General features: G+C 50.4%; 18 protein-coding genes. 8 read left to right on the top strand and 10 right to left on the bottom strand.

Annotated features, from left to right (window positions below):
* Positions 1–18: 18 nt before the first annotated feature.
* Both ACFMKP_RS19045 and ACFMKP_RS19040 read left to right on the top strand, forming a co-directional pair.
* Positions 19–975: an aspartate carbamoyltransferase catalytic subunit gene (locus ACFMKP_RS19045; RefSeq protein WP_204753411.1), complete on the top strand. Its 957-nt coding sequence runs from the start codon at positions 19–21 to the stop codon at positions 973–975.
* 394 nt (positions 976–1369) lie between these two features.
* Positions 1370–2140: a class I SAM-dependent methyltransferase gene (locus tag ACFMKP_RS19040; protein WP_382294115.1), complete on the top strand. Its 771-nt coding sequence runs from the start codon at positions 1370–1372 to the stop codon at positions 2138–2140.
* Between the two features lie 64 nt (positions 2141–2204).
* Here the strand turns inward: ACFMKP_RS19040 and ACFMKP_RS19035 are convergent, their stop codons facing one another.
* The gene (locus tag ACFMKP_RS19035; RefSeq protein WP_382294113.1) at positions 2205–3497 is read right to left on the bottom strand and encodes an MFS transporter; all 1293 of its coding nucleotides are present in this window, start codon (positions 3495–3497) and stop codon (positions 2205–2207) included.
* A gap of 227 nt (positions 3498–3724) precedes the next feature.
* Positions 3725–3991 (bottom strand): hypothetical protein, encoded by a 267-nt coding sequence (locus tag ACFMKP_RS19030; protein ID WP_382294111.1) that lies wholly within the window; start codon positions 3989–3991, stop codon positions 3725–3727.
* Positions 3992–4399: 408 nt separating this feature from the next.
* Between ACFMKP_RS19030 and ppgK the strand changes: the two genes are divergently transcribed.
* Together ppgK and ACFMKP_RS19020 are read left to right on the top strand one after the other, a co-directional pair.
* Positions 4400–5167: a polyphosphate--glucose phosphotransferase gene (ppgK, locus tag ACFMKP_RS19025; RefSeq protein ID WP_382294109.1), complete on the top strand. Its 768-nt coding sequence runs from the start codon at positions 4400–4402 to the stop codon at positions 5165–5167.
* Between the two features lie 32 nt (positions 5168–5199).
* A complete protein-coding gene (locus ACFMKP_RS19020; protein WP_382294107.1) occupies positions 5200–7305 on the top strand; it encodes an ATP-binding protein in 2106 nt (701 codons plus the stop codon).
* 521 nt (positions 7306–7826) lie between these two features.
* Here the strand turns inward: ACFMKP_RS19020 and ACFMKP_RS19015 are convergent.
* Positions 7827–9116 carry an MFS transporter gene (locus tag ACFMKP_RS19015; RefSeq protein ID WP_382294105.1) on the bottom strand — a complete coding sequence of 430 codons (1290 nt, stop codon included), beginning with the start codon at positions 9114–9116 and terminating at the stop codon, positions 7827–7829.
* A gap of 167 nt (positions 9117–9283) precedes the next feature.
* Here ACFMKP_RS19015 and ACFMKP_RS19010 point away from each other — a divergent pair, with 167 nt between their 5' ends.
* The 3 genes from ACFMKP_RS19010 to ACFMKP_RS19000 all read left to right on the top strand — a co-directional run bounded on the left by ACFMKP_RS19010 (position 9284) and on the right by ACFMKP_RS19000 (position 12972).
* The gene (locus ACFMKP_RS19010) at positions 9284–9760 is read left to right on the top strand and encodes a DinB family protein (protein WP_382294103.1); all 477 of its coding nucleotides are present in this window, start codon (positions 9284–9286) and stop codon (positions 9758–9760) included.
* 54 nt (positions 9761–9814) lie between these two features.
* A complete protein-coding gene (locus tag ACFMKP_RS19005) occupies positions 9815–10657 on the top strand; it encodes a phosphatidate cytidylyltransferase (protein ID WP_382294102.1) in 843 nt (280 codons plus the stop codon).
* Positions 10658–10809: 152 nt separating this feature from the next.
* Positions 10810–12972 (top strand): hypothetical protein, encoded by a 2163-nt coding sequence (locus tag ACFMKP_RS19000; RefSeq protein WP_382294100.1) that lies wholly within the window; start codon positions 10810–10812, stop codon positions 12970–12972.
* Between the two features lie 92 nt (positions 12973–13064).
* On the opposite strand, the gene ACFMKP_RS18995 is transcribed toward ACFMKP_RS19000, so the two are convergent.
* Positions 13065–13502 carry a hypothetical protein gene (locus ACFMKP_RS18995; RefSeq protein WP_382294098.1) on the bottom strand — a complete coding sequence of 146 codons (438 nt, stop codon included), beginning with the start codon at positions 13500–13502 and terminating at the stop codon, positions 13065–13067.
* A gap of 394 nt (positions 13503–13896) precedes the next feature.
* On the opposite strand from ACFMKP_RS18995, the gene dnaE reads away from it, so the two are divergent.
* The gene (gene dnaE, locus ACFMKP_RS18990; RefSeq protein ID WP_382294096.1) at positions 13897–17832 is read left to right on the top strand and encodes a DNA polymerase III subunit alpha; all 3936 of its coding nucleotides are present in this window, start codon (positions 13897–13899) and stop codon (positions 17830–17832) included.
* A 57-nt stretch (positions 17833–17889) separates the two neighbouring features.
* On the opposite strand, the gene ACFMKP_RS18985 is transcribed toward dnaE, so the two are convergent.
* The 6 genes from ACFMKP_RS18985 to ACFMKP_RS18960 form a co-directional block, all read right to left on the bottom strand.
* Complete coding sequence (locus ACFMKP_RS18985) at positions 17890–18408, bottom strand: hypothetical protein (protein ID WP_382294094.1); 519 nt, start codon at positions 18406–18408, stop codon at positions 17890–17892.
* A 369-nt stretch (positions 18409–18777) separates the two neighbouring features.
* The gene (locus ACFMKP_RS18980; protein WP_382294092.1) at positions 18778–19827 is read right to left on the bottom strand and encodes a hypothetical protein; all 1050 of its coding nucleotides are present in this window, start codon (positions 19825–19827) and stop codon (positions 18778–18780) included.
* 152 nt (positions 19828–19979) lie between these two features.
* Positions 19980–20279, bottom strand: a complete 300-nt coding sequence (locus ACFMKP_RS18975) for a CsbD family protein (protein WP_054535810.1) — start codon at positions 20277–20279, stop codon at positions 19980–19982.
* Between the two features lie 82 nt (positions 20280–20361).
* Positions 20362–21117 carry a hypothetical protein gene (locus ACFMKP_RS18970; RefSeq protein WP_382294090.1) on the bottom strand — a complete coding sequence of 252 codons (756 nt, stop codon included), beginning with the start codon at positions 21115–21117 and terminating at the stop codon, positions 20362–20364.
* 39 nt (positions 21118–21156) lie between these two features.
* The gene (locus ACFMKP_RS18965) at positions 21157–21558 is read right to left on the bottom strand and encodes a hypothetical protein (protein WP_382294088.1); all 402 of its coding nucleotides are present in this window, start codon (positions 21556–21558) and stop codon (positions 21157–21159) included.
* A gap of 130 nt (positions 21559–21688) precedes the next feature.
* On the bottom strand, positions 21689–25204 hold the full coding sequence (locus ACFMKP_RS18960) for a flippase activity-associated protein Agl23 (RefSeq protein ID WP_382294086.1): 3516 nt from the start codon (positions 25202–25204) through the stop codon (positions 21689–21691).
* Between the last annotated feature and the right edge of the window lie 17 nt (positions 25205–25221).

Genomic DNA, 25221 nt, shown 5'->3' with positions numbered 1-25221 from the left:
TATAGATGGAGAATTTCTATGAGTTCGCCAACCACTACTCCGCGCCGTCGGCATGTGCTTGATCTTGATGATTGGAGTGCCGACGAACTACGCAGCTTGTTGACTATCGCCGCCCAGATGAAAGACATCTTGGCGCGCCCGGTCAAGCAAGTGCCAACTTTGCGCGGCAAAATTGTGGTCAATATGTTTTGGGAAGATAGCACCCGCACTCGTTCATCGTTTGAGCTAGCTGCCAAAGCGCTTTCGGCCAATGTGCTCAGCCTCGGAGCCAAGGATACCAGCGTCAAAAAAGGCGAATCGTTGGTTGATACGGTGCGCACGGTGCAAGCGCTAGGCGCAGATTACATTGTGATGCGCCATGGCCAAAGTGGCGCGCCCTACTTGGTGGCCCAGCATTTCCGTGGCTCGGTGATTAATGGCGGCGATGGTCGCCACGCCCATCCATCCCAAGCCTTGCTCGACCTCTTCACGATGCACGAACGATTGGGCGAACTGGCCGATAAAAAAGTGGTGATTGTCGGCGATATTTTGCATAGCCGCGTGGCGCGCTCCAATTTGTGGGCACTCACCACAATGGGCGCTAAAGTCGTGGTTTGTGGCCCGCCAACCCTGATTGGCCCAGCCAAATATTGGCAAAGCACTTGGCCCAAGGTCGAAATTTCGCATAGCCTCGATCACGCCGCCGAAGGCGCTGATGTATTGATGGCCTTGCGCCTGCAACACGAACGCATGGAAGGCGGCTTGTTGCCATCGTTGCGCGAATATAGCCGCCGGTTTGGCTTGAATGCGACTCGTGTCGCCAGCGCCAACTCCAATGTGATTGTGATGCACCCAGGCCCGATGAACGAAGGCGTTGAAATTATGCCCGATGTAGCAACCGGCCCGCACTCAGTCATTGAAACCCAAATTACCAACGGCGTTGCCATGCGCATGGCCTTGTTCTACTACCTCGCAACTGGCAGCGAGCAGGTTTAGAATTTAGTTCCCTCACCCCCAGCCACCTCCTTTCAAGGGTAGGTTGTTAATAAAGAGTGTGGTGGTCAAACATTCCCTCACCCCCAGCCCCCTCTCCCACGAAAACGCGGGCGAGGGGGAGCATCAATTTTCACCACCAATCATGCAAAAACCACGGCGTTAAAGTCCCTCGCCCGCGCCACGGGAGAGGGGGTTTGGGGTGAGGGGAAGTTCTCATCCATTGCTGCAACCCTCATCAAATCCTCAGCTAATTCGGCTACAAACGATCTATTATTGGCCTACGATCAACGGCAGATCGAACTGCCTGCGAGGTTTCAGCCCGATCCAGCCTTTTTGCGCTATCACAATCAACATATTTTCCAAGGCTAGGATTGTTTAGTGGGAGAGCTTGATTATGACTATGCGCCAGCAATTAGCCAAGCAATATGGCACTAGCACCAATCTCCAAGCCCGCATCGCGATTCACGAGCGATTTAGCACCAACCAACAAGATTGGGTGGATTGGCTGTGGGAAACCATGCAATTGCCCAAACAAGGGCGAGTGTTGGAGCTTGGCGGCGGCACTGGGCGCTTATGGCACGAGCAGCGCAACCATTTAGGCCAGTTGCAGATTAGCTTTAGCGATCATTCGCTGGGCATGCTGCACACAGCCAAAGCTCAGCTTAGCGCGCTTGATCAGCTTAATTTCAGCCAAATCGATGCCCATTATTTGCCATTTGCCGACGCTTCGTTTGATGTGGTAATTGCCAACCATATGCTCTATCACGTTGCCGACCAAGCCTTGGCCTTAGCCGAAATTCGGCGTGTGCTCAAGCCAAATGGCACGTTTTTTGCCGCTACCAATGGTAACCAGCATATGTACGAAATCAAAGAGCTGATTCAAGCGGTCGATCCCAGCGCCGATATTACGCCATTTAGTTTGAGTTTTAACCTCGACAACGGAGCTGAATTATTACAAACTCAATTTGCTCATGTCGAGCGAATCGATTTTGAGAATAATTTGGCCGTCACCGAAGTTGAGCCAATTGTGGCGTATGTGCGCTCAACCCAACGCCTAAGCGAGGAATCATTGGATCTGTGTCGCGAGTTGGTCAGCGAGCAATTAGCCGCCAACCAAGGGGTGTTCCCAATTCAAAAAGCAGTTGGCTTATTTATCTGTCGTTAAATTAAGAACGCAGTGATCGCTAAACGATCACTGCGCTTTCGCACGCGCCATTGCGTACCTCCAATCAGGCTTGTTCGCGGCGTGGAACCAAGCTCAATAAGGCTTTGGAACGCAAGCCAAGCAAGGCCGAAATCACACAGGCCAAGCCACCAATCCCAGTTGCGATTGGCGTGCCCCAATGTTCGGCCACAAAGCCTGCTTGCAAGCTGCCAACCAAGCCCAAACCAACCAAGGTCATCACATAAAAGCCCATCACTCGCCCACGCAAGCTATCGACAGCGGTGGTTTGCAGAATGGTGTTGGCGGTCGCCAAAAAGCTGACCATCGAAAAGCCAGTGAAGGTCATAATTGGCAAAGCCAGCCAAAACGAGCGATTGAGCGCTAGCAAACAGATGCCCAAGCCAAAGCCCAATGCTCCATTCAGCAACAACTTGCGGCGATCGGTTTGGGCATTGGTGCGGGCTACCCGTAGCGCCGCCAGCAAAGCGCCAATCCCATTCGCTACCATCATCGCGCCCAAACGAGTTGAGCCTTCAGGAATCAGCGGCGTAAGCAAAATTTGGTCGGCAAAAATCGGCAGCAACGAGGTATAGCCAAAGCCCAAAATACTTGGCACCAGCACAAGCACCAAAATGATCCGAATGAGTGGCGTTTGCAAGGCATAGCGCGCACCATCCATAAAATCATTAACCGATGAGCTATTGCTTTTGCGGGGCGCTGGCGCAATCAGGCCCGTCATCATCATCAAGCCAATCAATACTGCGATAAAGCTCAAGCCATTGAGCAAAAAGGCCCAAGCTAAGCCCACAGCGCTCACCAACATGGCGGCAACTGCTGGGCCAATCGCCCGTGCGCCATTGAAAATCGAGGCATTCAGGCCAATCGCATTCATCAGATCATCACGATTGCCGATCATTTCTGAGGTAAAGGCTTGGCGGGCTGGCATATCCACTGCATTAACCATCCCATTGACCAAGGCTAAAGCCAAGACATGCCAATAGACCACGCTATCGCTGAAGGTCAAAATTGCCAAGGTCAACGATGAAATCATGGCGGCCATTTGCGCCCAAAACACCACCCAGCGCTTGGAATAGCGATCAACCAAGACCCCAGTGAAGGGCGAGAGCAACAAAACTGGCAAGGCGGTGCAGGCAGCAACCGTGCCCATGGCAAAGGCCGAGCCGGTTATTTGGTAGACCAACCATTGCAAGGCCAGCGATTGCATCCACGAGCCAATCAGCGAAATCAGTTGGCCAAACCAAAAGAGGCGAAAATTGCGATGATTTAACGCCCGAAACATATACGGCCATTGCCGTGGAAGATGTAGGCTTTGAGCTAAAGTTCGTTTTTCAAGCATCTGCACGATTCCTGTCTAAGCAGCAATAGGTTAATCATATCACGATATGCTAATTTTTGCATACAACTAAGGAATGACTATCGCCCCATTGTTCCTATTCAGGGACTAGCCATGCTCAAACCCATGGATGCAATAATGCAACCATGGGTTTAAGCAAGCAGCGGAATGCTGCTAAAAAATTGCTGAAGGCGTGGGTGGAATGAGGTGTAGAGAGGAACGAAAACGCTTTAGACTTCGCGGCGGGTAAGCCAAAATACGCCTAAGCCAACCACAAAACTGGCAATAGCCTTGCCGAAATCACCAAGCGGCATATCGCCACGCATCACCGGTACACCAAGCGCTGCGCCCATCCATGGAAACCAGGCAGGCAGCACCAACAGGCGCTTGATCCGATCGGAGAAACGTTCGTGAGTACGAATCCACTGGACAGTTGCTAACCAGCCAATCAATGCCACTACTAAAAGAACGATGATAAAACTGCTTGATGAAGCCATGGGCTACCCTTCATGAATCTTGACAATAATCGTGTTATCTATTGTAACAAAGGCTTGAGCAAAAAATGTTGGCTAATCGTCCTGTTTTGGTGAGAAGTTGGTTAATCCTTTGGGTTGATCCACGAAGCGCACGAAGACCGAAACCGCGAAGGACGCGAAGAGCGCGAAGGTTGTTTTAGCCACAGATTTGATGATATTCTACTAACGCAATGCCACTAATCCCAAACCCTATGTTCTATGTTCTTTGCTCTATGTTCTGCTTTTTGACTTTTGACTTTTGCCTTTTGATTTTCCTCCTGATCCCCGACCCCCAATTGTTGGCATTTGGTAATCCAGCGCGGCTGATTTTGGCTTGCAAGCGTAGTACAATAGAGCAATTCATGGCTTGTAGTGTAGTGAGGTAGGACAATGGCAATTTTGGGCATTGATATTGGTGGCTCAGGCATCAAAGGGGCGATTGTTGATGTCGCTCAAGGCACGATGATTAGCGAACGCTTGCGGATTAGCACGCCCCAACCAGCAACCCCCGAGGCTGTGGCTCAAACGGTGCAGCAATTAGTTCAACAATTAAATTGGCATGGCCCGATTGGCTGTACGTTTCCGGCAATCGTCAAAAATGGGCATACGCTCAGTGCTGCAAATGTTGACCAAGCGTGGGTTGGCGCAAATGCCGACCAATTGTTCGAGCAAGCGACTGGCTGCCCGTTTCATATGCTCAACGATGCTGATGCTGCTGGCTTGGCCGAAATGAAATATGGCGCAGGCAAAGATCATCATGGGGTTGTAATGATGCTGACCTTTGGCACTGGCATTGGCAGCGCCTTGTTTGTGCAAGGCTTGCTGGTTCCCAACACCGAGCTTGGTCATTTGGAAATTCGCGGCAAAGACGCTGAACATCGGGCCTCGGATCGGGTGCGCGAAGAAAAAGGTTGGGATTGGCCAAAATGGGCCGAGAAAGTCAACGAAGTTTTGGCCCGCATCGAAGCCTTATTCTCGCCCGATTTGTTGATTATGGGCGGTGGCGTGAGCAAACGCTTCGATAAATTTGGCCAATTTTTGCAAACCAACGCGCCCTTGGTTCCCGCTACGCTGCAAAATAACGCTGGCATTATCGGTGCAGCCTTGGCCGCGAGCGAACTCTTTGAGCAAGGCCACCACATTCCCAACGCCCACTAATTTTTGACAACCGCTACACCTTTGAGGATTCTATGTCGACGCTTGCTTTATTTAGTAGCTTGGCTCAAACGTTGCTGGCAACCACACCCTTCGAGCAACGCCTGCAACATTGTTTTGGCATGTTGGCGGATAGCTATCCTCAGCTCGATTTACGCTTAACCTTATTCAATGAGCCAGATGCTCGCCCCCACGTTGTCTTGCCGTTGCATCGTACCAGCGCCGTGTGGGATAACACCAGGATGCTGCAGGTGGTGCGGCGGCGACAACCAGTCGTGATCGATCAGCATACTGCGCCAGCCTTGCCACCCAGCCCATTTACCACCAGCTCAATCGTTGCCAGCGAATGGCAAGCAGATATGCAATGCTATTTGGGGCTACCAGTGCAGTGGGAAGGCCGCTTGTGGGGCGTGTTGGAGGCGCGGCGCAATGGCACATTCAGCGCTAGCGAACGCACATTATTGAGCAATTTATTGCCCTTGCTCGCTACCGCCATTGGCGAATCACACTGGGGCCGACCGATTCATCCGACAAACAGCGAACAACAACTTGATGTTCGAGCATTAACCCACGATTTAGAGATTGCGCCCGATGTGATTAGCCTATTAACCACGCTTTTGCAGCGGGCGATCCACGGCGTGAAGGCCAGCGCTGGCGCAATCAATCTGGTCGATCGCGAGCATGGCGAATATCAACTCGTGGCATCGCAGGGGTATCCTGCTGCCTCAGGCATTAGCGAGCGTGCCTTGTGGCCATGGAATGTTGGCGTAGTTGGGCGCGTAGCCCGCACTGGCAAAGCTGCATTATTAACCGATATTGCCCACGATAGCGAATGGCAGCTTTCAACTCCCGATGTGCGAGCCGAAATCGTCGTGCCAGTTCGGGTTGAGGGCGAGGCTTGGGCGGTGCTTGTGCTTTCAACCAATCGCGAGCCATTGTTTAGCACCCGCGATCTGTATTTTATCCAAGCCTTAGCCGATGTGGCGGCGCGGCCATTACAACGTGCTACCAGCTATAGCGAATTGCTCGAAGCGCGCATGCAATTGCAACAAACATTGGCTAGTTTGCCCTTGGGTTTAGCCTTAACCGATAGCGAAGGCAAGATTTTGCGCACCAATCCTGCCTGGTATCAGCTTTGGCAAATCGAGCAGCCAGCCGATGAAACTGCGCTGTATTTGCCATGGGATATTTTGCCCTTGCTGCTGAAGCGGTTATCTCACCCATTAGAATTGACCGATTTCTTTGCCGAATGCCAAGCCCACCCCGATGAAACCCTCGAATTGGCTTTGCGCTTGAGCGAGCCGCTGCAAGATTTGAAATTGCGCTCAACTCCGGTCAAAGATGCCCAACATCAAATTACTGGCCGTTTGGTGGTGATTGAAGATGTGACCCGCGAGCGCGAAATCGACAAGATGAAAAACGAATTTGTCTCGGTGGTATCGCATGAATTGCGCACACCATTGACCTCGATTTTGGGCTATACCGAATTGCTGCTGGCCCGTGAATTCAAGCCAGTCGAGCGTCAAGAATTTATTCAAACCGTGTATGATCAGGCCAATCAACTTTCGAAAATGGTCGATGATTTACTCAATCTTTCGCGTTTAGATGCTGGCCAGATCAAGCTCAATCGCTGGGTGGTTTCGCTGCACCAAATTATTCGCGAAATTACCAAGCAGCTCAACGAAACAATTTCCGAGAAGCATCGTTTGTTAATTGATATTCCCGAAGCTATTCCGCCGATCTTTGCTGATAAAGATAAAGTGCGCCAGATTTTGACCAATCTGCTCTCAAACGCGATCAAATATTCGCCCAATGGCGGCCAAGTGGCGCTGATTGTGCGCGAATTGCGCAAAGTGCCGCCTGGTGCGCCGCCGCTGCCCAACGAGCGCTCGGTCATTATCGCTGTGCGCGACCAAGGCATGGGCATCTCCGAAGATGATTTACCCAAGCTCTTCACGCGCTTTTTCCGCGTCGACAACTCGACAACCCGCAAAATTGGCGGCACAGGTTTAGGTTTATCAATCACCAAAGCCTTGATCGAACTCCATGGCGGGCGGATTTGGGCCACCAGCACGCTTGGCCGTGGCACAACCTTCTGGGTAACCTTGCCGATTGCCACCGAACTAGCCCGCCGAGGATAAGCAACAAAGGATGAAGGATGAAAGTTTATGTTTAACGCAGAGGCTCAGAAAGGATGAAGGATGAGGGATGAAGGATGAAGGAAACCACGAAGAACACCAAGAACATAGAACATAGATGTATTGGTACATTGGATTAGCAACCATGTTCCCTCACCCCCCAGCCCCCTCTCCCACTGAACGCGGGCGAGGGGGGGCGAGGACGGGCGAATGGAATGGGAATTATCGCGAACCCCAGCCCCCTCTCCCACTGAACGTGGGCGAGGGGGAGCCGCCGTTTTGAATGAAGAATTGCGGTAAAACCAGGGTGTTAAAGCCCCTCGCCCGCCACGTGGGAGAGGGGTTGGGGTGAGGGGATCAAGTCGTTGTTAATGCAATAAACCATTATACATAGAGCATAGGGTTCAGTGGCCAAGCTTTAGGCTAGTGAGAACAATCTGAGCCAATCTGTGGCGAAAAAACTTAATCTTCGCGTGCCTCGCGGTTTCTTCCTTCGTGCTCTTCGTGCTCTTCGTGGATCAACATTAGGAAAGTGCTACAACCTGTTGATCGATCTGTGGTTCGTTGGTTGGCTTGGCAGTTTGGGGATCGCGCACGCCAAAGCGCAGAATCAGCCATGTCAGCAACCCGCCAGTAGCCGCCACCGCAAACGTATAGGTGTAGCCTGCCGAATCGGCCAGCCAACCGCCAAGTAAGGGCGCAAGCAAGGTTGCCGGAGCAACCAGCGTATTGGCCAAACCAATGTAGCTTGGGCGCTCGGCAGGGCTGCCAAATTCCAAGGTCATGGCCATAGTTATCGTCCACAAGGCTACGTTTGCCATGCCAGCCAGGGCAAAAATCAGATAAAACCAACCCAAGGCTGGAGCTAACCATGCACCCACGCCAGCAGCTAAGGCCAACAGTGCACCGACTTCCATCACCCGCCGATAGCCAATTCGATCGCCCAGCCAGCCCATAATCGGGTTGGCAATGGTTTGGGTAACCAAATAAATCGCGGTCATAATTCCAGCAGTTTGATCATCCAACCCAAAGCGTTTTACTGCATAAACCGTGAAGAAGGCTGTTGCCATCAAGCCAAGCTGCGAGATAATGCGCGCCGCCAGAAACCAGCGAAAATTGTGGTCGCGTTTGAGAATAGTGGCGATGCTGGCCCAAAAATCACGTTGGCTGCCATGCGTATATTCTGGCTCGCGGCTTGGCTCTTTGGTGGTGGCCAAAAACGACCACGAGATAACCATCGCGATGCCCGAAATACCAAAACACAGCGCAAAATCCAGCGGCGAGGGCAGTTTATTCAAAATAATGCCAGCGCCGACCGCGCCAATGCTCGCTAAAAGATTGGCGGCAGCAGATTGCACCCCAAAGAACGTGCCGCGCCAACGTTGAGGCATAATTTTGCCGATCATGGTTTGCCAAGCGGTCGCCGTTAAGCCGCCACCCAAGCCTTGCCAAATTAAGAGCATATAGGCCAGCCATAACGCCAATTCACGGCCTAAATCAGCAGCAAACCAGGCAATTAAACCCAAGCCAAAAAATGGCATGCGCTCGTTGATTGTCATGAGCAGCACCATTGGCTTGTAGCGTCGCAACGAAGCTACGCGCCGCGCCGTTAATAATTGGGGTAACTGCCAACCAACCGAGCGAATTGCCAAAATCAAACCAAGTAAGAGCGCCGAATCGGTCAAGGTATGCATAAACAATGGAATAACCGTCACAAACGAGGCGATGCCGGTTGCGGCTCCAAAAAATGCTCCATCGGCGACATTAACCACCACATTATGCCGAACGTGCGCGTCAATTTCCTGCTGTTCCATAACCTGCCTAGCCTTGTTTGCAAAAACTATGATATGTCCATAAACGCATTATATGTATTCCGAGAACGTTTCCATCAGTCTCATGCAGGAGTTATATTTACGCACAAATGTTCACAATTGAAATGAATTATGTTATCATTTGGCTCATTGATTTTGTGTTGAGGTATATGATGGAAGCACTCACGATTATCAAAAGTTTGGTGGCTTATAACGCCGATTTTGATCAACGCATTTGGCAAAGCATCGAGGGCTTGAGCGACGAACAATTTTGCGCCGATTACGCCTATTCTCATGGCTCATTGCGCAACCATTTGGTGCATGTTGCCAGCGTCGAACGGGCTTGGCTCACTGGGTTGCAATCTGGCCAACGGCCTCCCCACCTCGATCCAGCGGAATACACGACGATTAGCAGCGTGCGCGAAGTTTTTAACGACATCCGCGGCCAAGTAGCCAGCTATGTCGAGCAACTCAATGATCAGCAATTAGCCGAGGTCTTGCCGGGCATTAATTTGGCGCGCTGGCAGGTTTTGCTGCAAATTACCAACCATGCGACCGACCATCGGGCACAGATCTTGCGCATCTTGCACGATTATGGTCAAAAAACCTTCGATCAAGATATTGTGCAGCATTTTTGGGGACGTTAATTCGTGGTATGCTAACCAACGTTCTCAGCCTTTAAACGCATAGAGGAGGCCACGTTGGGCACGCGAATTGCAAGCGCTTTGGTATTAGCTCCGGTCGTGTTGATCATTGTGTGGTTGGGCGGTTGGTGGACAACCGCGCTGATTGCCATCGCCGTGGTCATCGGCATCTATGAAATTCAACGGATTTTGCGGGCTGGTGGCTATCATCCACGTTTGCCATTAGCGGTTGGCCTTGGCTTGGCCTTTGTTGCGGCAGCGGTCGCTCAACCACGCACCAACGTCAATTTAACTGGCGCGGTGGTGGCGCTTGGCGCAATGGCTAGTTTGATCTACGAAATTAGTCGCAAGGATCGCACGGGCGCGCTTGATGCGTGGGCTGCCAGTTTGGGCAGTGCAATTTATGCGGGAGCGATGCTCAGCCATTTTGTCTTGCTACGCGCTGATTCTAGCCCAACCCTGAGTGGCGGCCCACTAAACTCATTCAATATCGAAACTGGCGCAGCCTGGATCTACGCAACCTTTGCTGTAACCTGGGCCTCAGATACCGGCGCGTATTTTGCAGGCCGCGCTTTTGGCAAGCACAAAATGGCTCCCTTGCTTAGCCCCAAGAAAACCTGGGAAGGCTTTGTTGGCGGCACAATCGCCTCAATTGCTGCTGGCATTGGGATTGTCGCGCTTTTAGGCATGCAACTAACCATCGTTCAAATGATTGTTCTAGGCATGATTGGCGCTGGCGGCGGCACGTTGGGCGATTTAGCCGAATCATTGTTAAAGCGCCAAGCAGGAGTCAAAGATTCGGGCAACCTGATTCCTGGCCATGGTGGCTTGCTCGATCGGGTTGATTCGCTGCTGTTTACCGCGCCCTTGGTCTATTATCTGCTGGCGGCTTGGCTCTAACAACTTGGCTGAGCAACTACTCTGACAGCTCTGTTCCAAATATGGAGCAGGGTTTTTTCATTCGCTTTACAATGTTTACAAATAACCAAAAGTCTGCTATATACCAATACATAGTTAGTTGTTTTGCTCAACAATGATTAAGGAGTTTGTCAATGCTGCCAAGCCGTTCATCACTCTGGCGGATGCTGTTGTTATTCGTTGTTCTGCAGTTAGTAATTTTGGGCCTTATGCGGCGATCGCCAGTGGTTGCGGCTCAATCACCTGCGGTTCTCAGTGCTTCGCAGCAATTTAACCCAAGTATGAGACCGCTCCCAAAGGCTCAATCGATCACAGGAACATGGGATAGCGAGTTGGCCAACAAGCTCAATATTCCGGGGACGATCACCGATTTGGTATTTGCCGATGATGGCCGATTAACCATTATGGGCAAGTTTAACTATCTCAATGGTCAATTCGTGAATGGGCTAGCCACCCTGAATCAGCAAGGAGTTTGGCAAAGCTACGGGTTGCATGCGCAAGAAAGTGGTACGGTTGCGACAGCCACCTACTATCACAATCAGCTGTATGTTGGTGGTCGGTTTAAGCACTTGGCTGGAACTCCGCTGAACGGAATTGCTCGTTGGAATGGGACAAGTTTTGAGCAAGTGGGCACGGGGGTTAGTTACGAGAATGGTGACCCAGCAGGAATTAATCAATTAGGGGTTATGAGCGATACGCTCTATTTAGCAGGTAATTTCAATCACTTCAATAATCGACTAACCCCAGGAATCATTGGCTGGCGTAATCAGCAAGTTATAAACTTACCCAGCCATCCGATTGCCGACGTACGCCAAATGGCGCTGGTTGATAATCGCATGATGATCACCCATGTTTATCCAGGCAAGGAGCAATATCCGCTGAGCTATGCTTTTTTGCAAAATAATCAATGGATTGAGCCGCCTTGGCTTGGGCCAATCCAACGCTATAATTTTGATTGGGTTTTTGCAGGCAATAATGGCTTCTATCGCCCAATGTATGCTGATTCAAACCGCACGATCAGCCAATTACAATTTTGGCAAACCGATGATTGGACGAATAGCATTCCAACCTCGCTCAATTTGAATTATATGAGCTTGACCCAACTCGCCAATCAGCAAACGTATGTCAGCGATAGCCAATACCTGCATCAACTTACCTCCGATGCTTGGCAATTGGTCAATTTGCCGATGCAAATTCGGCAGATTAACACCCTCGCCAACCATAACAATATCCTGTATCTTGCAGGCGATTTTACACTCAATGGGCAGCCAAGCAGCCTAGTCCGTTGGGATGGAACCCAGCTTGAATCGCTGGCCACAACCATTCGCTATGCCAATGTTGCGAGCCTTGGCGGCCAGCAAGGTCGGCCAATTGCCCTTACGAGCGACTTCAACCCATTAACTTCATGGTCTGATCAAACGCTTTTTAGTTGGCATAACCAGAGTTGGCAACCGTTGCTACGCAAAATAACCACAGAATCGTTCGAAGTGCTATCGGTTGATGATCAAACCAGCTATTTTGCTGCTGAAACCCCAATTACGACCACCGACACCATTAAACGCAACCTTTGGCAAATTCAGCCAGACGTTTCATTCAGTGATCCGCTCAGTCAGAGTGCAACGATTAGCACGTGGTCTATTTCTGGCACGCAGCTTCTGGGTAAGCTTTATGGCGGTTCATTGGAAGGCGTGATCAAGCTTGATCAAGGCAACATGAGCAATCTAGCCGATCATGGCGGTATCCTGGGCTGGTTTGATAAGGTGTTGATGACCGATAATCAATTATATGCAGTTGAGCCAAGTGGCGAACGCGGCTATTGGCACACCTATTTTAAGCGCTGGAATGGCACAAGTTGGCAACAAATTGACACTGTTGGAATTGCCGATAGCCAAAAGAGCCTGCAAATTGTTGGTTGGCGCGGCTCGCTCTATTTCCTAGACCATAATCAATTGTGCCGCTTCAATGGAACAGACTGTCAAGTGGTTGCAACCTTCGATCAGGTGCCCAATGTGTTGGTTGCCGATGATAATAATTTTTTATATGTTGGTGGGCCATTCGAGCACGTCGATAATGTTGCTACTGGCACGCTAGCCCGTTGGGATGGCACAACATGGCAAGGCCTCAACCAGCCTGCGAATGGCGAAATTACCCAAATTAGTGCCAATGATCAGCATTTGTATATTGCAGGCAAATTTACCCATGTTGGGGCCACGCCCTCGTTGGGCGTGGCGGCCCTGCGTTTTGGCGCGAGCGAAGTTGAAACATATCTGTTCTATTTGCCGCAGGTTGTACGCTAAATAACAAACATGAGCCTAATTTCTTAGCCAATTAGGCTCATGCTTAACTTAGCGTTCTTGGGCAATTTCATCTAATTCAGGAAAAATTGGTTCTAGATTATCGCCTGAGCATTCAGTAGCTTGCCTTTATATTTATTGGTAATGATTTTAAATAATAATCCAATCAAAACAAAACCTAAACCGGTTATTAGTAACCCGAAATAGATTGGATCATTTTCAAATTGATAGCCAAGGCACATATCATCGCAAAATTGGTTATTTGAACGATTTGATTGAAGCAAAACATAGAGGTAATAGCATAAAAACCACATTCCAACAAACGTCAATCCATATAAACTTATTACTTTGATTGATTGATTCATGCTAACCATACTAAGAATTAATACAATTGCCTGTATGCCAATAAAAAGATCGATATCTTGATCTGCACTAAAATTGAAGCTTCGTTTAAGCAAAAAAAAGCTTATTCCAGCAACAATTACGAGCAATAGTGGCTTTACCAGCCAATGTAATAGCCTTAACATCGCCATATCCCCCAACTATCCATATAGCTAAATCCAACTATAGCAAAGAAGATTTCAACTGTCAATATATGTCAGGATTATGATTTTGGTTAGTAGTAAACCTCGACATAATGTTTTACACCTTTAATCCACAGCTTATTCACGTAGTTATCCACAAGCAGGTATGGTATAATGCAAAGACGAAGCGGGAGCCAGCAAAACGGGCTTTTTTACCTCAAATTCTGAGTAAACTACATGCTCCCTTGACACACCAAGCTGAGAATAAGCGCTTTCTCTACCATAGCGATGGCCTAAAAACCACCTTTCGTGATTCATTTGTGTAAAGCATTTTCTGCTTTTTTACCGCCAATCTATGGGCGGCTTTCGCTATGGGCAACCCTAGCTATAAAAGAGGTTTGTTATGAAAGATTTTGTCCATCTTCACGTTCACTCGGAGTATAGCTTGCTTGATGGCTATGCCACAACCAAAGCCATCGCCGAACGTGCTGCTGAGCTTCAGATGGATAGCATCGCCATAACCGACCACGGCGTGATGTATGGCGCGATGGAGTTTTATGCCAACGCCAAAAAAGCCAACGTCAAGCCAATTATTGGCATGGAAGCCTATATCGCCCCCAACTCGAATAAAGATCCGATGGTCAAGGGCGGTAAAAATTATTATCACCTGCTGCTGATCGCCCAAAATGAGGTTGGCTATCGCAACTTGGTCAAATTGACTTCGCGCTCGCACCTCGATGGCATGGGCAAAGGTATTTTCGCCCGCCCACGCATCGATCGCCAGTTGCTTGAGCAATATCACGAAGGCTTGATCGTTACCTCATCGTGTATCGCTGGCGAAGTGATTCAAAATGTTCAATCAAAGCAACGCCAAAAAGCTGTTGAAACCGTGGCTTGGTTCCGCGATTTATTTGGGCCTGAGAATTACTTCCTCGAATTGCAACTGCATAACAATACGCCTGAACTGGTAGAAATTAATGAAGAACTGGTGCGCATCTCGAAGGAAATGCATGTGCCCTTGGTCGCAACCAACGATACCCACTTTGTGCGCCGCGAAGACCTTGAAGCCCACTCACGGGTGATGGCGATGGGCTTTAACCTCACGCTCCAAGAGTTATGCTCGAAAAATTATCAAATGGACGAAACCTACCACATTATGTCTGGCGACGAAATGTGGGATCGCTACAAGATGTATGGCACTGCGCCGATGGAAAACACTCGTCGCATCGCCGATATGTGCAATTTGAAATTAGATTTTGGGCGGGTTGAATTACCAGAGTTTGATATTCCCGAAGGCCACGATGCAGCTTCGTATTTGCGTCTGATTTGTGAAGAAGGCTTGATCAAGCGCAGCAACGGCGAGCCAACCGAGGAATATGTGCAACGGCTGAGCTACGAACTTGATGTGATCAACCAAACGGGCTTTCCCGATTATATGTTGATCGTTTGGGATTATGTCAAATTTGCGCGCTCGAATGGGATTCCATGTCTGCCGCGGGGTTCGGCTGGTGCTTCGTTGGTGCTCTACTGTTTGGGCATTACCGACGTTGATCCAGTGCAAAACAAGCTGCTGTTCGAGCGTTTTCTCTCGCCCGAACGCTTGGAAATGCCCGATATTGACACCGACTTTGCTGATTCGCGGCGCGGTGAAATTCTCGATTATATTGCGACCAAATATGGACGCGAGAACGTGGCCCAAATTATCACCTATGGCACGCTGGGAGCCAAAGCAGCGCTGCGCGATATGGGCCGCGTGCTCGATATTCCGCTCAGCGAGGTCGATCGGGTTGCAAAGTTAATTCCCACCTTGCCCGTGGGCATGACGATCGCCAAATCGCTGGATAAAGTGCCTGAACTCAAGCAAATTTATGATAGCGACCCCAAATTGCGCGAGTTGATGGATTGGGCGCAAAAGGTCGAGGGGCGGATGAAGAGCGTCGGAACCCATGCCTGTGGGGTCGTCGTTAGTCGCCATCCGCTTGAAAATATGGTGCCATTGCAGCGCCCCACCAAAGATGAACATGGCATCATGGCAGCCTTTGAAGGGCCAACCCTCGCCAAAATGGGTTTGCTCAAAATGGATATTTTGGGCTTGACCAACCTTTCGGTGGCCGCCGAAGCCTTGCAACTAATCGAGCAAACCACTGGCAAAACGCTATGGCTCTCGGATATTCCGCTGGAAGATAAAAAAACCTTCGAGGCCTTGGGCAGGGGCGAAACGGTCGACGTGTTCCAACTTGAATCGGCGGGCATGACCCGTTACCTTGTGCAGCTCAAACCCACGCGGGTTGATGATTTGTACGGTATGGTGGCGCTATATCGGCCAGGGCCGCTGGAACAAATTCCGGTTTACATTCACAACAAAAATAATCCCCACGCGATTAAATACATTCACCCGATTCTCAAGCCAATTCTTGAGGATACCTACGGGGTTATCGTTTACCAAGAACAAATTATGCAATTGCTGCAAGCGGTTGCCGAATATACGCTTGGTGAAGCTTATATCGTGATCAAAGCCATCAGCAAAAAGAACAAAGAACTGATGGCCGAAAACTCAGTACGCTTCAAAGAGGGTTGTATTCGTAAAGGCTTGACCCAAGCCCAAGCAGACGAATTGTGGGAACTGATTCTGCCTTTTGCAGGCTATTCGTTCAACCGCCCGCACTCGACGCTGTATGGATTGCTCTCCTATCAGACTGCTTGGCTCAAAAATAATTATCCCACTGAGTATATGACCGCCACGCTTTCGGCAGCGTCGGGCGAAATCGACGAAGTTGCCAAGAGTGTGGCCGAAGCCTCACGCTTGGGCGTGGCCGTCTCGCCGCCCGATGTCAACAGCAGTAAAGAAGGCTTTACGATTGTTGAAATCAACGGAACCTTGCCTGAGGGCATCAAATACAATCGCGGCATTCGCTTTGGTCTGAGTGCAATTCGCAACGTTGGGATTGGCCCAATTCAAGCAATTTTGAAAGTGCGCGATGAAAGCGGCCCCTTCAGCAGTATCGAAGATTTTTGTGCGCGGGTTGATCGCGGCGTGCTCAACAAGCGGGTGATGGAAAGCTTGATCAAATGTGGCGCAATGGATTCGTTGCCAGGCACGCGCCACCAGAAACTTGCGATTCTTGATCGGGCGATTAGTGCCGGCCATGAAACCCAAAAAGCCCGTGAAGCAGGCCAAAATAGCCTGTTTGATATGCTTGGCGGCGGCGAACAATCGAGCACCCCAACCATTGCGCCAATTCCCTTCCCGCCGATCGCAACCGGCCTCGAAATGCAGCGCGAATTGCTCAACTGGGAAAAAGAACTTTTGGGCATGTATATTTCTGAGCATCCGATGGCTCAAGCCTTAGAGAGTGCCCCGCACGATCCTGGCCGCATCAGCCTTGGCATGATCACGAAAAAACACATTGGTACAGCCATCCGCCTGATTGGCATGATTAAGAATACCAAACGGATTCAAACCAAAAAAGGCGATTCGATGCTGGTCGGCAAGGTCGAGGATTTGGAAAGCGAAATCGAATTTGTGGCCTTCCCACGCACCTTAGAGCAATATGCTGAATTCTTGGTTGATGATGCAATTGTCCAAATTACCGCCAAAGTCGACAATCGCCGCGACGAAATGCAATTGATGATTGAATCGGTGAGTGCCTTCACTGTTGAGCAAAAAAATGTTGCTAAGCCTGCTGCGCCAAGCGTGGCAGTTCGGCGCTCAGTTGGCGCAATCGACGAAATGCCCGCCTATCTTGATGATGGCGCACCACTGCCAGAGGAAGCCTTCAATGATGATGTTTATGTTGAGGTACGTCCAGCGATGAGCACTGCAAGCGTTTCTGCACCGATCAATGGCAATGGCAATGGCTATGCTGCCAGCAATGGACACAGTAACGGCAATGGCAATGGGCACAGCAACAGCAATGGCAATGGACACAGTAACGGCAATGGCAATGGTCATTATGCCAACGGCAACGGCAATGGCCAAAGTGAAGCCGCAGCTCCAGCGGCAGTTACGATTGTGCCACGACCTCGACGCAAAGTAAGCGTCGCGCCAGCAGCCAGCCATGAAGATACGAGCAGCGTTGCGGTTGCCAGCGGGCCACGTTTCCATTTGCATATTTACTTGCCCCGCTCAGGCAACAACGAAACTGATATTCGGCGCATGCAAGAAATCGATCGGGTGTTACGAGGCTATGAAGGTGATCAACCAATTACGATCTATCTACCCAACCCCATGGGCCAAGTGATGTTGGAGCCAAGTTACCGCATCAACCCGCAAGAAGGCTTGCTCAGCAACCTTTACTCAATGCTTGGCCAAGAGAGCGCCGTCCTCGAACAACTTTAAGTTAATCAAAAGCGTGGGCGATCAAGCTTGATCGCCCACGCTTTGTATTTAAGCTGATTAAAGGGTCGGCGTGCGGGTTGCTTCCGGCGTGCGGGTTGCTTCCGGCGTGCGGGTTGCTTCCGGCGTGCGAGTTGCGGTACGCGTTGCTTCTGGTGTGCGGGTTGGTGCGGGCATCCGCGTTGGGGTTGCGGTGCGCGTTGCTTCTGGCGTTCGGGTTGCGGTACGCGTTGCTTCCGGCGTGCGAGTTGCGGTGCGCGTTGCTTCTGGTGTGCGGGTTGCGGTGCGCGTTGCTTCTGGCGTGCGGGTTGCGGTGCGCGTTGCTTCTGGCGTTCGGCTGACGATCGGCGTTGGATATGGACTGCGCGGCGTTGGCTTCGGTGTACGGGTAATTGGCACGAGCGTTGGCTTCGGCGTGCGCGTAACAAAGACAATTGGCGCAGTTATTGGCGCAGGATAGCCACCTTCGATAGGGCCACTTTTACCGCTGGCTTGGCTCAAACCTGCAAACATAAAAATAATGACAAGGCCAGCGACCAAAATTTTGAAACGCCATTCGGTGGTTGGGTTGGCTGACATGGACGGCTCCTTCTAAGGCTATTCTGCTAGGTAAAACGTAGGTAAAACGTGATCAATAGCGTTTCGCTATGGCCTATCGATAGACAATTCGTCAAATCTTGGAAAGGTTTTCACGCGCTCCTAAACCGAAACAATCCAGCTTTCATCTCAATTGTTGAAGTTCACATGGCTGGTGCTACAAAGCTCAATGCTATAACACCTTGGCAGCATAGGGACTGCATAGGGAAAGCAAATTGATGCCCTAAGGTTACGGCTTAAGCGGTAAACTGCCTATAGCCCGAAAGGTATATTCCATCGGTATTTCAAAACAATCCACAGCTGGATACTACTCCTATATCAAACAAGGACTGGCACATATAATCGTGCCTATCAATGGGCTGCCACTGGGAGATAAACCTGCCAAAACTGGCTTTGCTGGCTCAAAAACAGGCTATTGGCGCTATTCCAATGGGTGGCAAGGTAGCTCTGGGCTGGTGGATTGGTATGAAAATAATCATCATGCCCACAATCGAAAATATCGCGAATGCTATGCTCGGGGCAAGCAATAACTAATTGTGGGTACGATGGCGCATCGGAGTAGCACATAATGTCCCATTCATCGGTGCAATGCCAACTGCTGCTTGTATTCGGGGCATTTGGCTGAACGCCACCAATCATATGCATATGTTCGTGGGCAACAACCCGCGCATTCCAACAGCCTGCATCAATTCGCGCATACGCCACTGTATGATTATTGGTATTCGCGCTACTGGCTTGGGTATCGTGCTGCACGGTGGCAATTCCACAGTAATAACGGGCCTCAACAAACATCAAATATTTGCGATCAGCGCGATTAAACCCTTGGGCTGCCACAGCGGCAATCGTTGAGCCAAAATCGTTATCAGCACTCGGCGCAATAACCACATGCTGAACATCAATTTGGCAAGCCTGATCGAGTTGCCAGCGAATATGGCGTTGGCCGCCAGTTAGTTGCGCACTTTGGTTATAAATACTATCCACACCGACTAATTGCTTGCGCAAGACTGGCGCGATAATTGAGCTATTGTCTTGGGTATCGCTCGCCCGAACATACAAGACTTGGGTTCGATAGTAGTTGGTACTATCATCAAGGCAAGGTTGGGATGATTGAGTCATTGACACATGTATTTTATTGTTAGGATAATTCAATTCATTATCCCAACTTTGGGGTTGCTGTGGCTCAATAGGATCGGGGCCGTGGGTACATAAATTGGTGGTTTGAACCCGAAACATGCCAGCACATTGGCCGCTCGTTTCCCATACCAAATTTGTATAATAAAGATTAAGCCACGGCTGATCGATAAAGCGCGTAGGTGGCACACTTGGGCTTGCCTGTGAAGCTGTTGGGAGTAGCGAGATTGCTATCAGTAACACCATTAAACGGATGATTAAACGCTGCATACATGCCTCCATTTGTAAAGCTCTACGCGCGTTAGAGCCACAAGTTGGGCAAAATCAGCAGGTACTAGGCGAAAAATCACCCTAAAAGCCTAACACCGCCATGAATTGGCAGTGTTAGGTGAGCTATTGCTATGAGGGGGAAAGCAATAGGTCTATTGGTTAGCTTTGCGGCGGGCTTCGCCTTTGAGCTCTTCGGCTACACCTTCTGCTTGCATTTGCTCGTTGTTGAGCAAATCGCCAGCAACTTGTTTGAGGTTGCCTTTGGCTTCATCGGCCATACCGCCGAGGCGTTCGGCTGCTTTAGCGGCCTCTTGACGAGCTTCGCCTTTGAGTTCGGTTGCGCGGCCTTCGGCTTGCATTTGTTCGTTATCTAAAGCATCGCCAAGACGTTCTTTGGCATCGCCATATACTTCTTCAGCTTTACCTTTAATCCGTTCGCCTAAGTTACCCATTGCTAACTCCTTTGTTATCATAAACTAACTACTATCAGGCTTTCATATGGTTGTATAAAAGCAAATGCTGTGCCACGATAGTTTAGCTAGGATTCCGAGTAAGCATAATCATGCGCAAACCAGCGCTGACAGCGATAAATAGGCCAATGAAAAAAAGCCGTAATGGCCATTTGCGCCGCACGGTATCAGGATTAAAGAGCAAAAACCCACCAATAAAGGCAAGGCCAAGCCCAAGAATCACACTAACCAGTTCAAGCGCAAAGCGGCTCATGTCAATTTTGACTGGGCGCAACAGCTGCGGATAGTGATAAGCAACGCCTTGGATCAACAGATCGGCATGCTCTGCCGAGCAATGAAACATGCTCATAACTGCTTGAATTTGCTGCGAACGATCAGCATTGCTTTTTAACAGCTTGACGATCTGATTGAGATCAGCGGGATTTAACTGTGGGTAGGGTGGTGCTGCTGGCAATTGAAATGCATTTGATGCACCTGAAGCACTTGGATTGGGAGTCTGAGCACTCGCCAGTGGTGGCATAGCAACTGCCGCTGCCGAAGAATTTGGTGCTGGTGGGCTATCCCAAGCATCAGCTTGCTCCCACGGCAAGAGCACCGATTCTGGCTCGATAGCTTGGGCTGCTGGTTGATAGCCATGGCGTAGCGCACGATCCAAACAATCTTGGCGTTTCTGGGGGTCATCAAAGGTTTGGGCAAGCTGCCACCATGCCTCGCCATGGCTGGGATTAGCACGCACTAGCGTGATCAAATGGTGTTGGGCAAGCTGATAATTTTGTTGATTTAACGCCTGTTGGGCAGCCTGAAACAAATCAGTCGTCATACTAGATTCTCTCTATTCTAATTAATGCCATTTGATCGATTAAGGATATTGCTCGAAGCGCGATTGCCATTCAACCTGATTGAAGCTAATTGAATCGTGGATGCTGATCATGGGCACGGTATCGACCAACGATGGTGTGTAAGCGGCAACGCTCAAAAATGGTTGCAGACCTTGGCTCAAGAGTAACGCCAACAGCCGTTCCTGTTGCTCCTGTTTCAGGCCTTGCAAGCCATCGAGGGGAAAAAAACGCTGACCATATTTGGTTTGGGCAATCAGCAAAGAATAATCGTTAAGCATCAATGCATAGCAAATTTGCAACTCGGGATCGGTCTCTACTTGCACATATTCATTTAAATTAAACTGCAACCATTCATCACCATAGGCCAAACGTAACAACAGGCTATCGCTGTCGGGGTCATATGTGGTTTGCGGCTGAGTCATAACACACCTTCACCTACGAAAAACGGTAGTAGATCCACAAAACGAGGCTAGAGCGCCATTGTAGCATAGCTATATGGGTTAAACATACAAGCCCATGGCCAAAACCATGGGCTTGAGCAATCAGGTTAATTTAGCGAACTTTGGGCAAGACCCAGCGCTGAATCCGCCGATTGGCTTTTTCGCTAACATAGACACTGCCGTCAGGGGCAAATGCCATGCCGCTTGGTTGGCCAGTCGAGGCATCATCATTACCTTGGCCACCCCAAACCAGCAACAATTGGCCAGTTGCCCCATACAAGGCAACTTGGTTTTTGCTTGGAATCGCAGCCGCAACCCGCCCTTGGGTATCGACCGCAATAAATGGGTCGAGATAGGTATCGGTTTGCCAGCCAGCAACCGACCATTGGACGCTTGGCGTTGCTTGGGGCACGCCATTCGCATCAAGCGGGAAGACCTGAATCCGGCCATTCCAAGTATCGCCAACATACAAACTGTTGTTGGCAGTACCCAAACCAATTGGCTCGTTGAATTGGCCGATGCCTGCGCCAGCAGTGCCAACTTGGCCCAGGTAATTGCCCTCGGTGTCGGTCACGACGACCCGTTTGTTGCCAGTGTCGGCGATATAGACCCGCCCACCACTGACGACCAAGTTGCGCGGGCCAAAGAAGCCCAATGGATTGGCAGCATTGCCTTCAGCCGTGCCGCCAGTGCGCGTGAGGCGCTTGCCTGAGCCAGGTTGTAGCTCTTCGCTGCCGCTGCCCCAGCTGGTAACGAATTTACCTTGGGCATCAAATTTGGCAATTCGCGCATTCCAGGTATCGGCAACATACACAAAGCCTTCTTCATCGACGGCTACGCCTGATGGTTCGAGCAATGCGCCAGTATTTGTGCCGCTGATAATCTTGGTTTGGCTATCGGTTTGATAGACCAAAATTCGATTATTGGGCGCATCGGCGATATAGACCGAGCCATCTGGGCCAGTCGTAATGCCGCGTGGCTCGGCTGGCTCGTCGCCCAACAATTGGCCTTCGGAAACCAATTTGAGCGTGCTGCCCGTACCGGCTACAGCGCCACCTTCGCCAACTGGCAAGTTGGCCAAATCGCGCTTGACGAAGACCACAATCTCGCGACCACCCAAAGAAACGGTCGAGGGCAACTCGCGCGAAAGCATATATTCACGCATTGTCACCCAGTTTGATGGCCGCAACGGCCATGTCAGAATAAAAGCGCCGCCGAGGGTACAATTAAACTTCGAGCGCCCATTGACATCCTGCTGGCCTTTCATGGCTGGATCACAACCATAGGCAGGATCGTAGAGTTTATCTTTGTAGCTCGATAGGCCATCGCTGCTGCTCTCAGGAAACCACCAGTTATGGTAGGTATCGTAGAGCTGCACATAGCCTGCTTGTTCCATACGTTGAGTGGTGTCAGTAGCCAAGTTCGATTTGGAAAAAATCGCCATTGGTGCGTCGAGCATGGTTTGGTCGAGGGTAGCGATTTGGCCCTTGCTGACCCACTGAATATTCGTCCAATCGCGGAAATACCAATCGAGCGGCTGATTTAAGCCACCTTCGCGGCTTGCGCTTGATTCATCGCCTGAACTAATCAGGATTTTCATGGTATGGCCGCCAGTTGGATCTTCGATTGAGCGGCTGTTGCGGGTTTGGCTAATTGCCAAGCGCTCAGCTTCGCGCACAATCACTGGCATATCCGGCGCAGTTTGGGTATAGACCAAAAATTCAACTGGCACATCTGGTTGAATATAGGCCGCGACTACGCTTGAGCGCAGGCTATAGAGCCCAAGCAAGGCCAAAATTCCCAAGGTAGCGAAGGCGGCAATCACTCGTAAGCGTGCTCGTTGGATCAACATCCACAGCAATACGCCAACAATCAGCAACAAAACCACGAGCAAGAAAGCGCTAACGCGGGTGCTCATCACTTGTTGGCTGGCACCGGTCGCCGCGCCAATCGCCCCCATAATTGCAATAATTAGGGCAAAGCCGATGCTGCCCAAAGGAATTGCCAACCAGGCAATGCTGCGTTTGGTTTCGGCCCAATTGGTGCGCTCAACAATTTTATCGAGTGCCCATGCGCCGGCCAAGACTGCTGGCAAGGTCATGTGAATCGTCAGCCAAGGCATCTTTTCGCCAGCCCACGAAAACAGGGTCAGCGCCATCAAGAACCAGTAGAACAAAAAGCCCAGCCAAATTGCAGGCACAGTTTCTTCAAACGTGGTTTCGCGAATTTCGGCCTCAGCTTGGGCCATATACGAGGTTTGGCCAGCAACCACAACTGGATTTTCGCCAACTGGTACGCCATCACTGATTGGCTCAATTGTGACAACTGCTGGCTCAGCTGCGGCTTCAGCAACAGTTGCGTCAGCGGCAGGCTTGGCGGGTTCATCGCCAGCTTCATCCCAAATGCTGGAATTGGTAACGGCCTTACGCCAGCCAATTTTTGCCAGCCAACCACCTAAACCAACCAAGGTCAAGCTCACGGGCAACAACTCGTAAATGCCCAATTGCATGAAATAGTAGAACCATGGTTGGTCGCCGCGGGCATACGTTTGCTGCGTACCAAACCAATAGCTGATGCCGGCAAACAGGCCATCGACAATCCCGCGTGGATAGGTAAAGAAGGTGCTAAACAGCACAACAAAGGTTACGGCAAAGGCAGCAAAGGCTTGCCAAAAGACCCGTTTGCTCACGTAGCGCAAGCCTTGGCGAAACAACGGCGCTTCGCTCCAGCGCAGGCTCACTAATTGACCAAACAGCAGCGTTGAAAAGCCAATCAGGCCCAAGCCGCCAAAATTCAATTCATTGGCGGTTTGATTGACAGCGGTTGGCAACGAAACATGGGGTTGGAAGATCATCAAGACCCCGGTGATTGCCATCAGAATGCCTGACGCAATCACAAATTTTTTCGAGCCAAGCGCTTCCCAAAGCAGGCGCTGAACCAAAAAGCTGATGATAATAAAGCCAATGATAAAGACCAACTCGTGGGTTGCCCAGAGCAATGCCAAGCTCGCCATTGCCAAATTCAGCCAACGGCTACGTCCATCTTGCCAAAAGCGGAACAATCCGACCATCAGCCAGAAGGTAAACAAAATCGCCAAGGCATCGTGGCGGGCAAAGCGCGTAAAGTAGAGCAAGGTTGGCGAAATCACCATCAAGCCTGCGCTGAGCAAGGCTGCACGTTTGCCAATCAATGGCCGCAACATCCAGCACGAAGCAACGAGGGCGATGCCAGCCACGGCCATGGGCAAACGCGCGGTCGCATCACTTGCGCCAAACAAAAAGTAGCTCAGATAGGTGCTGAGATACAGGGTTGGTCCGTGAAACACTGGGTTATAGCAGTAGGTATCCGAGGCGGCATTGTCGATGCCACATTGAAAACCGCCCTTGCCCATATAAAACTGCCAGCTATATTTGGCATGAATTGATTCATCGTGGTGCATCGCCATATTGCCCAATTGCCACAGGTGCATAAACACACTCAGCGCAATCAACACAAGATAGCCAATTAACTCGCTATTCAGCCAGCCAAAGGCAATTGAACGATCTAACCATGATGAACTCTGCCGACGGCGTACTTGCAGTGGCTGAGCGCGACGCAGACGCTTTTTGGTTAAGTCAGGTGTGGTCATAAGCAACAAATCATCTC

Origin of the sequence: Herpetosiphon sp. NSE202 (assembly GCF_042688385.1) — a bacterium.
Classification (GTDB): Bacteria; Chloroflexota; Chloroflexia; order Chloroflexales; family Herpetosiphonaceae; genus Herpetosiphon.
This window is presented reverse-complemented; position numbering and strand designations above follow the sequence as displayed.